Genomic DNA, 15,174 nt, shown 5'->3' on the forward strand with positions numbered 1-15,174 from the left:
TTTGTGTTAGCATCCTGCCTCAATGCCTCGTTTTCCAGCATCGAGATCTATGAGCTATCAGGTTCTGGCGCGTAAATGGCGCCCCCATACATTTGAACAAGTGGTTGGCCAGCAGCATGTGCTGACCGCCTTGACCAATGCCCTTGATCAGGGACGGCTGCATCATGCCTACCTGCTGAGTGGCACCCGCGGGGTCGGCAAGACCACGATCGCCCGCATCCTGGCCAAGAGCCTCAACTGCGAGCAGGGGATCAGCAGCCATCCGTGCGGCGTATGCGACACCTGCCGCGAGATCGATCAGGGCAACTTCGTCGATCTGCTGGAGATCGATGCGGCGTCCCGCACCAAGGTGGAAGACACCCGGGAACTGCTCGACAACGTGCAGTACCGCCCGGCCCGTGGCCGCTTCAAGGTCTACCTCATCGATGAGGTGCACATGCTGTCGCGTCACAGCTTCAATGCGCTGCTCAAGACCCTCGAAGAGCCGCCCCCCTATGTGAAGTTCCTGCTGGCCACCACGGATCCGCAGAAGCTCCCCATCACCATCTTGTCCCGCTGCCTGCAGTTCCACTTGAAGAGCCTGGATCAGACCCAGATCGCCAGGCAGCTCGAATGGGTGTTGGATCAGGAAGGTCAGCCGTTCGAGCCCCGCGCCCTGCTGGCCCTGGCCAAGGCCGCCGATGGCAGCATGCGCGACGCCCTGAGCCTGACGGATCAGGCGCTGGCCCATGGCAATGGCAGCGTGCGTCTGGAAAGCGTGCTGACTATGCTGGGGACGCTGGATCATCACCACCTGCACCAGTTGCTGGAGGCTGTCCTGCGCCAGGACGCTCCGGCCACCATGGCCAAGATCACCGAAATCGCCACCCTGGGGCCGGACTTCGATCAGCTCCACGCCGAACTGGAAGCCTTGCTCCATCGCGTCGCCATGGCCCAGTTGCTTCCTGCCAGCGTGCAGGAGCAGGGGGCGGATGCCGATGCCTTGCTGCAGCTGGCAGGGGCCATGAGCCCGGAAGAGGTGCAGCTCTGCTACCAGATAGTGCTGGGGGGGCGCAAGGACTTGCCCTGGGCGCCCGATGGCCGCACCGCGCTGGAGATGACCTGCCTGAGGATGCTGGCGTTCTCGCCGCGCCGCGAGGCGGTGCATCCCGCCAATCTGAGCGCCTTGCCCGTATCCATGGGCGGACTGCCCGGGGCGGGGAGGGAGGCAGTCTCGGCCCTGCCGGGAAAGCCGTCAGGGGCTGAGCCAGCCCCGCATCAGGCCGCGACGACGGCCGGCACGGCCGCGCCCGTAGCCCAGACGCCGACAGCGCCGCTCTTGGCTGTGCAGGAAGATGAGCCGGCTGCCGGCGACGATGAGGCCAGCGCAGCCCTCTTTGCCGAGCAGCAAGAGCTGCTGCAAGCCGCGCAGCAGATGGGGTTCGAGGCGCAGCCGATGCAGCCAGAGCACCAGACCGGTGGCGCCCCCCAGGTACAGGAAACGCAGCCCGTAGAACCCGAGCCGCCTGTCTCCTCCCATGAGGAGGCCCTGCCGACGGCGGCCCCTGCCATAGCCCCTGAACCCGAGGCTGCCCCCTCGGCGGCCTCCAGCATGCAGAGCCTGCTGGGCAAGCGCAATCTGCTGCGCAGCCGGCTGCGTGGTGAGCCAGGAGCCACCGCCGTTGCATCCGCACCTCCTCGCGTTGCGCCCACCCGGCCGGTGGCGGCCCCTGAGGCCAGCCCGATCACGCAGCCGGTTGTTGCACCCGCATCCCCTGCTTGGCAACCTGCCGCTGTGGCGCCGACCCAGAGTTCAGCAGTAGCGGGTTATGAGGATCTGCCGCCGCTCGATGCCTATGACGACAGTGGCAGCGATTACGAGGAGTACCTGAGTCAGGGCTTCGGCGACGGGCCGGTCAGTGCCCCTGCGGCGCAAGCGGCGGCGCCAAGGCCGAGAGTTGCGCAAAAGGCCAGTCCCGTCTCGGATGACTTGCCCCCCTGGGATCTGGACGGTACACCCGCGAGGTCTGCCGCTGTTCCCGTTGCCGTGGCGCCGGCAGCGCCAGTTGCGACGCCCCTTGCAGTGCCCGACAACGCGCAGCCAACGACGGCCCAGGTGATGGAGACCATCGACTGGGATGAGCTGGAGAGCGACGCCCAGCCGATGGAGGGGGAGGAGGTCAGTCGCCTGATCCCCTCTTCCCTGCTGGTCAATTGCGGTGACGCTTGGGCCGAGCTCATCGCCCGCACCGGGGTCGGTGGCCGGCTGCGCCAGCTTGCCATCAACTCGGTGATGACCCGACAAGGGGAGTTGGTGTCCCTGGTGCTCAAGCCGGAGCAGCGCCATCTGGTCAGCGACAGAGCCCTGGCCGATCTGGCGGGGATCATCGGCCCCGAGCTCGGAGAGTCGGTGCGTGTCGAGGTGACCCTGGGCACGGATCCGGTGCGGGAGACGCCGCTCGAGATCGAGCATCGCCTCTACCTGGGGGTGCGTGAGCAGGTGAGCCGGGATCTGGCGGACGATCCCAATGTGCAGTTCTTGCAACAGCGATTCGGCGCCGTGCTCCATCCCGAGAGCATCGAACCTCTGAGTCGCTGAGCGCTATGAGTTAAATCCCATGCCGGGACCCGAGTCCCGGTTGAAAAATCTTTTGGCTGCCCCCATATCCGGGGCAGAACAACCCCACAGCCCGGCGCTGGATGCCGGATTTCAAGACGAGAGACGACCTATGTTTGGTAAAGGTGGAATGGGTAACCTGATGAAACAGGCCCAACAGATGCAAGAGCGCATGCAGAAGATGCAAGAGCAGCTGGCTCAGATGGAAGTCGTCGGCGAAGCCGGCGCCGGCATGGTCAAGGTCACCATGGCCGGCAGCCACAGTGTGCGCCGTATCGAGATAGACCCGAGTCTGATGGAAGATGACAAGGAGATGCTGGAAGATCTGGTCGCCGCCGCCGTCAACGACGCCGTGCGCCGGGTGGAAGAGCAGAACAAGAGCAAGATGGGCGAGCTGACCGGTGGCATGCAACTGCCCCCTGGCTTCAAGATGCCGTTCTAAGGGTTAAAGCTTTTCAAATCAAGAAGCCATGACCCATGGCGATGGCGCAGCCGATACGGTTTTCTCCGTGTCAGCTGCGCTTTGTTTTTTCTGGCCTGCCTGCCCGGCATTTGCTTGGCATGGTGACGCAGTCACCGACTCAGCCTCTGGCCAAGGCATGCAGCCTTCCCAAGTGCCCTTCTTCGCATCTTTTCTTGTCTTGCCCTGACCCGTGCGATGCCGCCCCGCTATCCGGCATCCTGCATGATCACACTTGCTGGCGTGGAGGATCCCCTGACTCGCCTGTCGAGGGGAGTAACCTGGAAACTCGCCTCGGGTGTATCAGAGGAGGTTGCCAACATAAGCCGCCGGTAAGCTCACGGGCGCCTTGATCCGACACAGGCACGAGCACCGGGAGCGGCGTCCCACTTCTGCGGGCCAGATCTGTCTCACGCATGGCATTGGCCGGGGAGGCATGGGGATTGAGGGGGCTGGGGGAAATGGCGGGAGACAAAAGGCCCCGGTTTCCCGGGGCAGGCATGTGCTACTTGCTGCTCTGGATGGTGGTGTAGCTGTTGATCAGATTGCGATAGTCGGGGATGTGGTTGGCGAACAAGGTGCCCAGGCCTTCCACATCGTTGCGCCAGTCGCGGTGCAGTTCACAGGCGGCACCAAACCAGGTCATCAGCTGTGCCCCGGCGGCGGACATCCGATCCCAGGCCGAGTGACGGGTGATTTCATTGAAGGTTCCCGAGGCATCGGTGATGACAAACACCTGGTAGCCTTCCTCGAGTGCGGACAGGGTCGGGAAGGCCACACACACCTCGGTGACGATGCCGGCGATGATCAGCTGCTTTTTGCCGGTGGCCTTGACCGCCTTGACGAACTCCTCGTTATCCCAGGCATTGATCTGCCCTGGGCGGGCAATGTAGGGGGCATCCGGGAAGGTCTCCTTGAGCTCTGTCATCAGTGGGCCGTTGGGCCCGTTTTCGAAACTGGTGGTCAGTATGGTCGGCAGCTCGAAGTACTTGGCCAGTGCGGCCAGCGCCAGGACGTTGTTGCGAAACTTGTCCGGCTCGATGTCACGCACCAGGGAAGAGAGGCCGGCCTGATGATCCACCAGCAGCACGGCAGCATTGTGTTTGTCGAGTTTGACGTAGGGCTTGTTCATGACTTTTCTCCAGGTTTGTTGGCAAAGAGATTAACGCTGGGGGCCAGCATTTCGTTGTTTTGCAGCGCCATGCGCCGCGGTCGATCAATGGCTGTTGGTCGATGATTGTCAGCGTATAAGCGTGGTGCCTGCTTGCTGAGGATGCTTTCCCGATGTTGGTTGTTCAGCGTCCGATCTGGCCAAAGCGGCCACTGTTGTAATCATTGATGGCCTGCACGATCTCTTCCTGGGTGTTCATCACGAAGGGGCCGTGACCGACGATGGGTTCATCGAGGGGGGCGCCATTGAGCAGCAGCAACGTCGTCTCCTCCTCGACATCCATCACCAGTTTGCTGCCGCGGCGATCCATGACTGCCAGCTCGGCGGCGCGGACCGCGTGGCGGTTGCCGAGGCGAATGGTGCCTTTGAGCACAAACAGGGCGGTGGTGTGTCCCTCTGGTAACTCGAGCGTCACCTGGTGATGAGCCTTCAGTCGCATGTCCCAGACGTTCATCGGGGTAAAGGTACGGGCGGGGCCAACGGTCTCGCCGAAGCGCCCGGCGATGATGCGAGCCTCCCCTGCGCCCTCTGGCAGTGCCACTCGCGGGATCTCTTTGGCGGTGATGCCCTGGTAGCCAGGAGCCGTCATCTTGTCCCGGGCTGGCAGGTTCACCCACAGCTGGACCATCTCGAAGGCGCCGCCCGTCCTGGCAAAGTCCGGGCTGTGGTACTCCTCGTGGATCAGGCCAGATGCGGCCGTCATCCACTGCACCTCACCCGGGCCTATGGTGCCGCCGCCCCCCGAGGAGTCTCTGTGGGAGACGCCGCCTTCATAGACGATGGTCACCGTCTCGAATCCGCGGTGAGGGTGCTGGCCGACGCCGAGTTGATGGGAGGTGGCCGGGAAAGTGGCCGGGCCCGCGTAGTCCATCAACAGGAAGGGGGACATCTCCTCGGCGATGTCGTTGTAGGAGAAGATGCTCCTGACGGGGAAGCCGTCACCCACCCAGTGCCGTCCGTTGCTGCGCTTGATAAATGCCAGTTCTTTCATTTCGGTGTCTCCGTTGAAGCGATGGACACAGTGTAGGAAGTGGTCATCTCTCCAACTAGGTGGTTAAATCAGAAAACACTTTCTATTGAGTTGGAAAATGGACTTCAATCAGGTCGTTGTATTCGTCAAGGTTGTGCAAGCCGGCAGTTTCAGTGCCGCGGCTCGTCTGCTGGGATTGCCGACCTCAACGGTCAGCCATCGGGTGGCCATGCTGGAGAAGCGCCTGGGCGTTACCCTCTTGCAGCGGACGACCCGTCGCCTGCACCTGACCGAGGCCGGACAGCTCTATTTCGAGCACGCCTCGGCCGGGCTGGCGCATGTGTTCGATGCCGAGGCCGCCGTGACCGAGTCGCGGGAGGAGCCCTGCGGGTTGTTGCGGATCACGGCGCCCGTGGATATCGGCGACCAGATCCTGTCCTCCATCCTGGGGCAGATGCGCAACCAGTGGCCAAAGGTCGATGTGGAACTGGTGCTGATGAACCGCTACGTGGATCTGGTCGCCGAGGGGGTCGATGTCGCCATTCGTACCGGTCCTCTCAAGGACTCGACACTGATAGCCAGGCAGGTGGGCGTTGCGCGCTGGGCACTGTTTGCCAGCCCGGATTACCTCGCCAGTGCCCCGGCGCTCGATGCACCGCCAGCGCTACGACAGCATGCCTGCCTGCAGTTCACCCCCCTGGGCAAGGAGGTCTGGGTACTCCACGACGAGGCCGCCAACAGCCTTATCGTCTCTCTGGCCCGACAGACGCTGATCAACGATGTCGGCTTGATCATGACCATGGTGCAGGCTGGCTGTGGGGTGGCACTCTTGCCCTCCTACCTGTGTCGCCAGGCCTGTGAAGAGGGGAGACTGGTGCCTGTCCTGCCCGAATGGCATGGCAAGGCGGATCCCATCCATATCGTCTACCCCAGGCAGCGCTTCATGCCCCCCAGGTTGCGCGCCTTCGTGGATCTTGCCACGCTGACGCTGCGGCAATGGCTCGAATGAAGGGTCGTCGATGTGATAACGGCTGCCGGCCCGCATAAAGAAACAAAGCGCCTGATGGCGCTTTGTTTCTTTGATATCACGTCAATCTAGCTGAGCCAGCCCATCGCCATGGCCAGCCGGCCGCACAGGGCTGCCAGCAGGATGCCAAGCAGGGTGCGCAGCAGCCAGATCACCACCAGCTGCCCCAGGCTCACCGGGATCTTGGTGGCCAGGACGCAGGGAATGGAGGCGGAGAAGAAGAGCACCGAGCTCACCGAGACCACGGCGGTCACATAGCGCACCAGCAGATCCGCATCCTTGAGCAGGATGGCGGGCAGGAACATCTCCGCTAGCCCCGCCGAGAGCGCTCTTGCTGTCTCAAGCGGCTCCCCAAGATCCAGCAGCCAGGTGAGGGGCCACAGCAGCCAGCCCAGCAGATCAAACAGTGGCGTGTGCTGCGCCAGCAGCAGCCCCAGCAGGCCGACGGACAAGATGGTGGGGACCACGGCGGCGGCCATGTAGAGGCCATCTTTGAGGTTGTCCTGCAACTGCCGCAGCACGGGATCCGCCTGGCTGGACTGGGTGAGCCCGGAGGCCAGCGCCGCTTGCCAGCGGCTCATGCCTGCCGGTAGCGGCTCGTCGGTTTCGCCCTGGTGCGCCATGGTGCTGATGGGGGGCACCCGGGCCAGGATGGCGGTGATGACAAAGGTGATCACCAGGGTGGACCAGAAGTAGAAGTTCCAGTGCCCCATCAGGTTGAGGGTCTTGGCCACTATGATCATGAAGGCGGCGGAGACGGTGGAGAAGCCGGTGGCGATGATGGCGGCTTCCCGTACCGTGTACTTGCCCGCGAGGAAGACCCGGTTGGTGATGAGCAGGCCCACCGAGTAGCTGCCGACGAAGGAGGCGACCGCATCTATGGCGGAGTGGCCGGGCGTGCGCCAGAGGGGACGCATCACCGGCTGCATCAGTACGCCGATGAGCTCCAGCAGGCCGAAGCCGAGCAGGAAGGTAAGGGCCATGGCGCCGATGGGCACGATGAGCCCCACCGACATGGCCAGCTTGTCAAAGAGGAAAGGCAGGCGATCCGGCGTCATCAGCCAGGCGGGGCCCCAGCCTGCCACATACATGATGGCCAGCCCCAGCCCGAGCAGCTTGAACAGGCTCAGCACCCTGTCGATGGGGCGGGCGCGCCAGCGGCCATCCAGTAACGGGCTGATGGCGCCATAGGCGATCAGCAGCAGGATGAGCCCCAGGGCGAGCGGGCGCTGCGCCATCAGGAAGCCCGCCAGGTGATCCACCAGTATGGTGCTGCGGCCCGCGAGCTCGAAGGGCACGAAAAAGATGGCGATGCCGAGCAGGCTGGTCAGCAGCAGTTTGATGCCAGCCCCCGAACGGGCAGGGGCGGTGAGTGCGTGTTCAGGTTCCATTTCCTCTCCTTGTGATCCACATGATTCAACTCCGTTGATGACAGGCATTTGTATATACAATATCTGCCGAAATCGAAAATGGAAACAATAAAGACACTAAAATGCAACATTTGTTAGGGGTGAATTCGTATGAAACCTTCGGTAGGAACATACCGCGGGGAGCGGGTCGGGTAGCGGTCAGGTCGTGCCAACCTTGCCTGTCAAGGCGCGAGCCAGGGCAAGGCCGGCAGATACGCAGGAGGGATGCGGTTAAAGATGTTCCATATCGACCAAAAAAACAGGGAACCTGAGCCTGGATTTAAACATCTCTACAATCTTCCTCAAGGTGAATTTTTTATAACTATTTATGAGTTGGTCATAAAGCCTTTGTTCATTTGACTACTTTTCGAGTATCTCATTGCGGAGTAAGATGCCACTTCAATAAAAATAAGAATTAGGAGTTCGGGTGTGAAGGCATTAGAGAAAGAAAGGATATCGCCCTATATCAGCCAGTTATACGAGTGCGGTATTAATGATTCTGACATTAAGTTGGTGGTAGACCAATTTCGCACCGACTTGTCCGGCAGTTCATCCCTGTTTTTATTGCGGGATGATGACAAGAGCGATGGAATAAAGCTCTTTTCAAGCGGGTTGACCGAGGCCCAGCAGCAATTCTATGTGCAACACCATCGCCAGGATGTGTGGTTCAATCATTATCTGGACAAGGGCTGCCAGGGGATCGTCAGCGCCAATACCATTTCCAGCTCGGTGGGGCTGCTGGCCAGTTTTGGTGCCCAGTTTGCGGCGGGCGGCGTCTGCCGCGTGAAGGGGCGGGGTCTTAGCACACTGTGCAGTTACCGCGGCGCCGCCCAGGATGACTTCAGCAGCCGGGATCTCACCTCGCTGACAGAGATCTATTCTGGTCTGGCCGCCTGGAGCCAGCATTATTGGAACCTGCTAGCCCTGGAAACCCAGAACTATCAGCTGCAGCAACTGGTGAAAAACCATAATAAACCCAGCGCCATCATAGATGACAAGGGGCATATTCATTATTCCAATGTGGCGTTCAACCGCATCGCCGATGAAAACGTCGAATTGCGGGCCGTCAATGGTATTTTCTCTTTGCAAAATAAGGAGCAGCAACGCCAGCTCAAGGAGACCTTGAATGGCTTTGCCTATTTGTTGCCAGGTGCCAGCGCCTATATGTCCATTCCCCGTCAGGCCAATCTCAGGCCGCTGCTGATCCAGTGCACCCTGATGAGCGGCCTCAGTCGCTTCGAGCGTTACGTGGAAGTGGTATTGCGCGATCCCGAGCACTCCTTCAACCCCGACATAGAGGCGCTGGCCAGCCTTTATCCCCTCACCATCGGCGAGAAGGAACTGCTGGTGCTGATGAGCAAGGGCTACAGCAGCAACGACATCGCCGAGCTGCGCGGGGTCAAGGTGGAAACCGTGCGTTCCACCCTCAAGGGGGTGTTCAAGAAGACCGACTGCCACAGCCAGAACGAGCTGCTGCTGTTGCTGCAGTCCATCTCCTGATAGGCACGAGCTATGCTTGGTGTGAGCCGGACATAGTGCCCGGCTCGCGCCTCCTGTCGGGAGGCCTGTTGGGGGAAGCGTCATGGAATCACTCAAGGCAAAGGATTATATGCAGACCAAACCCATCACGTTCAGCGCGGACATGATGGTGCAAAATGCGGTCACCAAGTTTCTCAACAGTCATCAGCTTGGCGGCCCCGTCGTGGACAGCCAGGGCCACCTGATTGGCTGGGTGTCCGAGCAGGACTGCATTGCCGTCATGTTGAAAGAGGCCTATCACTGTGAACAGGTGGCCCAGGTCAAGGATGTAATGCGCAAGGAGGTGCTGGCCGTGGGGCCGGACACCAGCATCCTGGATCTGGCGGAGATGATGATGGGCCAAAAGCCGAAGATCTATCCGGTGGTGGAGGAGGGTCGCCTGCTCGGGGTGATCAGCCGGCACAATGTGATGCAGGCCATCCATGCCCAGCTTGGTACCTGCTTCGTGCACCAGGCCAGGGTCTGATCCGGTTTCGCCGGATCATCGAGAGCAGGCCGGGTGCCTGCTCTTTTTATTGTCCGCCGCGTCATTGAACCTGGCAGGTGCCGCTTTAAGGCTTGCACCGCCCCCGCTCGCTCTTTAGGATCGCTCCCAGCTAATCGATATGGCCCCTCTGGGCACTTATTTAAGGAATTCCTACCTTGTCTCTCTCTATCGAGGCGCTGCGCCGCCGTCTCTCTGCCTGCATGAACCTCGACGCCCGCCGCCTCTCCAGCCGTCTGCACGGGGTCAAGAAGCTGCCCGAGGCCAAACAGGCCGCCATGCTGGAGACCATCGCCGCCGATCTGGATGTCGCCGAGGCGCGCTACCAGTCACGTCTGGCGGGCGTGCCTAAGGTGACCTATCCAGGCAATTTACCGGTCAGCCAGAAGCAGGCGGAGATCGCCCGCGCCATCAGCGAGCACCAGGTGGTGATCATCGCCGGTGAAACCGGCTCGGGCAAGACCACCCAGATCCCCAAAATCTGTCTGGCGCTGGGGCGCGGGGTCAAGGGCTATATCGGCCACACCCAGCCGCGGCGTCTGGCGGCCCGCACCGTGGCGGCCCGTATCGCGGAAGAGATGGAGTCCGAGCTCGGCCACTACGTGGGCTACAAGGTACGCTTTACCGATCAGGTGAGCGAGCAGACCCACATCAAGCTGATGACAGACGGTATCCTGCTGGCCGAGATCCAGCACGACCGCATGCTCACCCAGTACGACACCATCATCATCGATGAGGCCCACGAGCGCAGCCTCAACATCGACTTCATCCTGGGCTACTTGAAGCAATTGCTGCCAAAGCGCCCCGATCTCAAGGTGATCATCACCTCGGCCACCATCGACCCGCAGCGCTTCTCCCGCCATTTTAACCAGGCGCCCATCATAGAAGTCTCAGGGCGCACCTACCCGGTGGAGGTGCGCTATCGCCCGCTGTTTGCTGATAAAAAGAGCGGTGACAAGAGCGCAGACAAGAGTGAGGCGCTGGAGGAGCGCGACGAGCTGCAGGGCATCTTCGATGCGGTGGAGGAGCTGGCCCAAGAGGGGCTGGGGGACATCCTTATCTTCATGAACGGCGAGCGGGAGATCCGCGACACCGCCGATGCCCTGCGCAAACTCAACCTGCGCGACACCGAGGTGCTGCCGCTCTACGCCCGCCTCTCCAACGCCGAGCAGAACAAGGTGTTCCAGCAACACGCCGGTCGGCGCATCGTACTGGCCACCAACGTGGCGGAGACCTCGCTGACGGTGCCGGGCATTCGTTACGTCATCGATCCGGGTACCGCTCGCATCAGCCGCTACTCCTGGCGCACCAAGGTGCAGCGCCTGCCCATCGAGCCGGTTTCCCAGGCCAGCGCCAACCAGCGTAAAGGGCGTTGCGGTCGGGTGGCGGACGGTATCTGTATCCGCCTCTACTCGGAGGAGGATTTCAACAACCGTCCGGCCTTTACCGACCCCGAGATCCTGCGCACCAACCTGGCCTCCGTCATCTTGCAGATGCTGGCACTCGGCCTTGGCAACATGGAGGCCTTCCCCTTTGTCGAGCCACCGGAGTCGCGTCATATCAAGGATGGTTTGACTCTCTTGAAAGAGCTGGAGGCGGTCAGAGAGCTGCCCGGTACCCGCGAGCAAGAACCCAAGCTGCAGCTGACCGAAACCGGTCGTCAGCTCTCGCGTATTCCCCTTGATCCACGTCTGGCGAAGATGGTGATCACGGCGGCGCAAACCGGCTGTCTGAGCGAGGTGATGGTGATCACCGCGGGCCTCAGCATCCAGGATCCCCGCGAGCGGCCCATGGAGAAGAAACAGGCCGCCGACGAGCAGCACAGGCGCTTCGAGGACAAGGATTCCGACTTCCTCGCCTTCGTCAATCTGTGGAATTACCTGAAAGAGCAGCAGGATCTGCTGGGCAGCAACCCGTTCCGCCGCATGTGCCAGAAGGAGTTTCTCTCCTACCTGAGGGTGCGCGAGTGGCAGGATATCCACTTCCAGCTGCGCCAGACGGTGAAAGAGCTGGGCTTCAAGGCCAACCATGAACCGGCGGATTTCAAGACGGTGCACTGCGCATTGCTGACCGGCCTCTTGAGCCATATCGGCAACAAGGATCTGGAAAAGCCCGAATTCCTTGGTGCCCGCAACGGCCGCTTCCACCTGTTCCCGGCCTCGGGTCTGTTCAAGAAGCCGCCCAAGTGGGTGATGGCCGCAGAGCTGGTGGAGACCTCCCGCCTCTACGCCCGCATCAACGCCAAGATTGAGCCCGAATGGGTGGAGCCGCTGGCGGCACACCTCATCAAGTTCCACCACAGCGATCCCCACTGGTCGAAGAAAAACGGCGCCGTCATGGCCAAGGAGAAGGTGACCCTTTACGGCCTGACCCTGGTCAATGAGCGCACCATCAACTTCAGCCGTATCGATCCGGCCCAGTGCCGCGAGCTCTTCATTCGCCGCGCCCTGGTGGAAGGGGACTTCGAAACCCGTCACCGCTTCTTTGGCGAGAACCGCAAACTCCTGGCCGAGGTGGAGGCGCTGGAGCACAAGTCGCGCCGTCGCGACATCCTGGTGGATGATGAAGATCTGTTCCGCTTCTACGACGCCCGCCTGCCGGAGGACGTCATCTCCGCCCGCCACTTCGACAAGTGGTGGAAGGAAGCGCAAAAGCAGGATCCCGAGCGGCTGAACTTTGAGAAAGAGATGCTGATGAAGGGGGATGCCGCCCACATCAGTGATCTCGACTACCCCAACTTCTGGCAGCAGGGGCGCCTCAAGCTCAAGCTGACCTACCAGTTCGAGCCGGGGGAGGCTGCGGACGGTGTGACGCTGCATATCCCGCTGCCGCTCTTGAACCAGGTGGAGGTGAAAGGGTTCGAATGGCTGATCCCCGGGCTGCGTCATGAGCTGCTGGTCGCCCTCATCAAGTCGATGCCAAAGCCGATGCGCAAGAACTTCGTGCCGGCGCCGAACTACGCCGATGCGCTGCTCGCCACCCTCAATCCCGAGCAGGGCCCGCTGCTGGACGAGATGGAACGCCAGTTGCGCCGCATGACCGGTGTCACCGTACCCCGCGAAGCCTGGGACTGGAATGCGGTGCCCGATCACCTGAAACTCACCTTCCGGGTGGTGGACGATAGGCATAAGCCTATCGCCGAGGGCAAGGATCTCGAGGCCTTGAAAGAGTCGCTGCGCGGCAAGGTGCAGGAGACCCTCTCCCAGGTGGCGGACGACGATATCGAGCAGTCCGGTCTCACCCTGTGGAGCTTTGGTGAACTGCCTCAGGAGTACAGCCAGAAGCGCAGCGGCTTCGAGGTGAAGGCCTATCCGACCCTGGTGGATCAGAAAGATTCAGTCGCCATCCAGCTGGTGGAGAGCCCGGTGGCCCAGCAGCAGCTTATGTGGGCAGGCCAGCGCCGGCTGGTGCTGCTCAACGTGCCATCCCCCATCAAGTATCTGCAGGAGAAGCTGCCGAACAAGGCCAAGCTCGGGCTCTACTTCAACCCCTTCGGCAAGGTGGCCGAGCTGATTGATGACTGTATCGCCTGTGGCTGTGACAAGCTGATCGAGCAGCACGGCGGCCTGGCCTGGGATGAGGCCGGGTTTGAGTCGCTCAAGGAGTTCGTGCGCGCCGAGCTCAACGATGCGGTGGTGGAGGTGGCCAAGCAGGTGGAGGCCGTGCTGACCCTCTCCCACGAGATCAAAAAGCGGCTCAAGGGCAAGATGCAGCTCGACACCGCCTTTGCCATGTCGGACATCCAGCAGCAGTTGGGCAACCTCATTCACAAAGGATTTGTCACCGAGACCGGCTGGCAGCGACTGCCTGACTTGCTGCGCTACCTGCGTGCCATCGAGCGGCGCCTCGAGAAACTGGCCATCGATCCCAACCGGGACCGGGTCCATATGCTCAAGGTGCAGAGCGTGGAGAGCGACTACAAGGCGCTGCTCGCCAAGATCCCCAAATCCCAGCCGATCCCGCCGGAGGTGGCCAATATCCGCTGGATGATAGAGGAGCTGCGGGTCTCCTTCTTCGCCCAGCAGTTGGGGACACCCTACCCCATCTCGGATAAACGGGTGCAGAGCGCCATAGCCCAGTGCTAAGCTGCTATGTGTCTGTTTTCTGAGCCATAGTGTGACGAAGAGCGTGGCGAAGAGTGTGGCGATAAGAGCCAGGGAAACGCAGGAAGGGAGGCCATCACATGCTGGGGATCTGGTTGGGGGTTGCGCTGGTCAACATCAGCGGCTATCAGCCCATTGCGGAGCAAACCTGGGTGCAGCTCAATCCGGAGTACTATCCGGTGCACAGGGCCGTGCCGCCCATCTTCGCCGCCTGGCGGGGCAATCAGTTCCCGCCGCTGGAGCAGAAAAAAAAGAACGGTCGCTGGCAGATCCTGTTTCCTGCCCGTCTGGTGCCCCCCTTCGATCTGTTCGAAGGGGGGGCCCAGCTCTCCAAGGCCTATCTGGCCAGGCTCAAGCGCATCGATGAGATGGCCTATGGCATGGCCCCGCATTCATCCGTGTTGCCCGTCACCACCGCCTCTCTCTCCTCTCAGGAACTGGGGGTGGCACCCTTCATCGCCGAGTTCTCCTTGCCGGGGACGAGTGCGGAGAGGGGACGAATGCTGGAGGCTGAGCCGCTGCTGGCCAACCTGATGGGGCGGGCGGCGCCTATCCCTCAGAGAACCGCCGCTCAGATCGGGGCTGTTCAGATCGCTGCCCTCGGCCAGGGAGCCGAAGGGACCACTCTGACTCTATCTACGACAGCGGCGGAAGGGGCATCGCGAGTCTGCCACCAGGTCGCGGCGGGGGAGACGCTCTGGCGCATCGCCAGCCAGCTCCAGGCGCAGGTGGGCAGCGGGTCTGATACCTACAGCTATCTGCTGGCGCTGGTGGAGGAGAATCGCCCCGGGATGGGCAAGGGGATAAGGGTACAAACAGGCCAGCGTCTCTATTGCCCCAATGCCGAGACCCTGGCTCGGTTCGACGCCATGAGCCCGGCCCAGCGTCAGCAGCAATTTGCCCGTCTGGAGCAGCAGCGCTGAGCCGCGTTCGGATAAGATCTGGTGCCGCGGCAGGGAGGTATGGATGGCGAGTCGCTCGTACCTTGTATCCACCCCAGGCCCATGCTAGTATTCGCGCTCGTTTTGCGAGGTGCTGACCGGTCGCAGTCAACACCATATATTCATCTTAAAAGAGATAACCACTATGTCTTTCGTATTCCAAGCTGAAGTCCGTTCTGACCTGGGGAAAGGTGCGAGCCGCCGCCTGCGTCATGCTGACCAAGTTCCTGCCATCGTTTACGGTGCAGGTAAAGAAGCCGTGTCCGTTACCCTGGACCACAAAAAGCTGATCCTGGCCCAAGAGAAGCCGGAGTTCTACTCCTCCGAGCTGACCCTGGTCATCAACGGCGAAGAAGTAAAAGTAAACGTCAAGGCGATCCAACGTCACCCGGTACGTTACAAGCTGGTTCACCTGGATTTCGTTCGCGTCTAATCGGCAACGAACTTTCCTGTAAAGAGGCCACCCAATCGGGT

11 protein-coding genes are annotated in these 15,174 nt (G+C 61.5%); 8 read left to right on the plus strand and 3 right to left on the minus strand.

The window, feature by feature from the left end:
- Positions 1 to 49: 49 nt before the first annotated feature.
- Together dnaX and KI797_RS09800 are read left to right on the plus strand one after the other, a co-directional pair.
- The gene (gene dnaX, locus KI797_RS09795; protein ID WP_226172827.1) at positions 50 to 2,578 is read left to right on the plus strand and encodes a DNA polymerase III subunit gamma/tau; all 2,529 of its coding nucleotides are present in this window, start codon (positions 50 to 52) and stop codon (positions 2,576 to 2,578) included.
- Positions 2,579 to 2,708: 130 nt separating this feature from the next.
- Positions 2,709 to 3,038, plus strand: a complete 330-nt coding sequence (locus KI797_RS09800) for a YbaB/EbfC family nucleoid-associated protein (RefSeq protein ID WP_011706069.1) — start codon at positions 2,709 to 2,711, stop codon at positions 3,036 to 3,038.
- 523 nt (positions 3,039 to 3,561) lie between these two features.
- Here KI797_RS09800 and ycaC read toward each other — a convergent pair.
- Together ycaC and KI797_RS09810 are read right to left on the minus strand one after the other, a co-directional pair.
- Positions 3,562 to 4,188: an isochorismate family cysteine hydrolase YcaC gene (gene ycaC / locus KI797_RS09805; RefSeq protein ID WP_043131365.1), complete on the minus strand. Its 627-nt coding sequence runs from the start codon at positions 4,186 to 4,188 to the stop codon at positions 3,562 to 3,564.
- 163 nt (positions 4,189 to 4,351) lie between these two features.
- Positions 4,352 to 5,218: a pirin family protein gene (locus KI797_RS09810; protein ID WP_226172828.1), complete on the minus strand. Its 867-nt coding sequence runs from the start codon at positions 5,216 to 5,218 to the stop codon at positions 4,352 to 4,354.
- 97 nt (positions 5,219 to 5,315) lie between these two features.
- Here KI797_RS09810 and KI797_RS09815 point away from each other — a divergent pair, with 97 nt between their 5' ends.
- A complete protein-coding gene (locus tag KI797_RS09815) occupies positions 5,316 to 6,206 on the plus strand; it encodes a LysR family transcriptional regulator (protein WP_226172830.1) in 891 nt (296 codons plus the stop codon).
- An 86-nt stretch (positions 6,207 to 6,292) separates the two neighbouring features.
- Here the strand turns inward: KI797_RS09815 and KI797_RS09820 are convergent, their stop codons facing one another.
- Positions 6,293 to 7,615 (minus strand): YjiH family protein, encoded by a 1,323-nt coding sequence (locus tag KI797_RS09820; protein WP_226172832.1) that lies wholly within the window; start codon positions 7,613 to 7,615, stop codon positions 6,293 to 6,295.
- Positions 7,616 to 8,062: 447 nt separating this feature from the next.
- Here KI797_RS09820 and KI797_RS09825 point away from each other — a divergent pair, with 447 nt between their 5' ends.
- From KI797_RS09825 to rplY, 5 genes are all read left to right on the plus strand, one after another.
- Positions 8,063 to 9,133, plus strand: a complete 1,071-nt coding sequence (locus KI797_RS09825; protein WP_171268967.1) for a helix-turn-helix transcriptional regulator — start codon at positions 8,063 to 8,065, stop codon at positions 9,131 to 9,133.
- Between the two features lie 82 nt (positions 9,134 to 9,215).
- Positions 9,216 to 9,638 carry a CBS domain-containing protein gene (locus KI797_RS09830; RefSeq protein WP_005325086.1) on the plus strand — a complete coding sequence of 141 codons (423 nt, stop codon included), beginning with the start codon at positions 9,216 to 9,218 and terminating at the stop codon, positions 9,636 to 9,638.
- A 176-nt stretch (positions 9,639 to 9,814) separates the two neighbouring features.
- Positions 9,815 to 13,741: an ATP-dependent RNA helicase HrpA gene (gene hrpA, locus KI797_RS09835; protein ID WP_226172836.1), complete on the plus strand. Its 3,927-nt coding sequence runs from the start codon at positions 9,815 to 9,817 to the stop codon at positions 13,739 to 13,741.
- 98 nt (positions 13,742 to 13,839) lie between these two features.
- Positions 13,840 to 14,682: a hypothetical protein gene (locus KI797_RS09840; RefSeq protein WP_226172838.1), complete on the plus strand. Its 843-nt coding sequence runs from the start codon at positions 13,840 to 13,842 to the stop codon at positions 14,680 to 14,682.
- 163 nt (positions 14,683 to 14,845) lie between these two features.
- On the plus strand, positions 14,846 to 15,133 hold the full coding sequence (gene rplY / locus KI797_RS09845; protein WP_041205748.1) for a 50S ribosomal protein L25: 288 nt from the start codon (positions 14,846 to 14,848) through the stop codon (positions 15,131 to 15,133).
- Positions 15,134 to 15,174 lie beyond the last annotated feature (41 nt).

The organism is Aeromonas media (assembly GCF_020423125.1).
In the GTDB taxonomy this organism is placed as follows: domain Bacteria; phylum Pseudomonadota; class Gammaproteobacteria; order Enterobacterales; family Aeromonadaceae; genus Aeromonas; species Aeromonas media.

What these genes read in the sequence shown, in the direction of transcription:
- rplY (WP_041205748.1), top strand. Translation starts at nt 14,846, where the DNA reads ATGTCTTTCGTATTCCAAGCTGAAGTCCGTTCTGACCTGGGGAAAGGT.
- ycaC (WP_043131365.1), bottom strand. Translation starts at nt 4,188, where the DNA reads ATGAACAAGCCCTACGTCAAACTCGACAAACACAATGCTGCCGTGCTG.
- KI797_RS09840 (WP_226172838.1), top strand. Translation starts at nt 13,840, where the DNA reads ATGCTGGGGATCTGGTTGGGGGTTGCGCTGGTCAACATCAGCGGCTAT.
- KI797_RS09830 (WP_005325086.1), top strand. Translation starts at nt 9,216, where the DNA reads ATGGAATCACTCAAGGCAAAGGATTATATGCAGACCAAACCCATCACG.
- KI797_RS09820 (WP_226172832.1), bottom strand. Translation starts at nt 7,615, where the DNA reads ATGGAACCTGAACACGCACTCACCGCCCCTGCCCGTTCGGGGGCTGGC.
- dnaX (WP_226172827.1), top strand. Translation starts at nt 50, where the DNA reads ATGAGCTATCAGGTTCTGGCGCGTAAATGGCGCCCCCATACATTTGAA.
- KI797_RS09815 (WP_226172830.1), top strand. Translation starts at nt 5,316, where the DNA reads ATGGACTTCAATCAGGTCGTTGTATTCGTCAAGGTTGTGCAAGCCGGC.
- KI797_RS09800 (WP_011706069.1), top strand. Translation starts at nt 2,709, where the DNA reads ATGTTTGGTAAAGGTGGAATGGGTAACCTGATGAAACAGGCCCAACAG.
- KI797_RS09810 (WP_226172828.1), bottom strand. Translation starts at nt 5,218, where the DNA reads ATGAAAGAACTGGCATTTATCAAGCGCAGCAACGGACGGCACTGGGTG.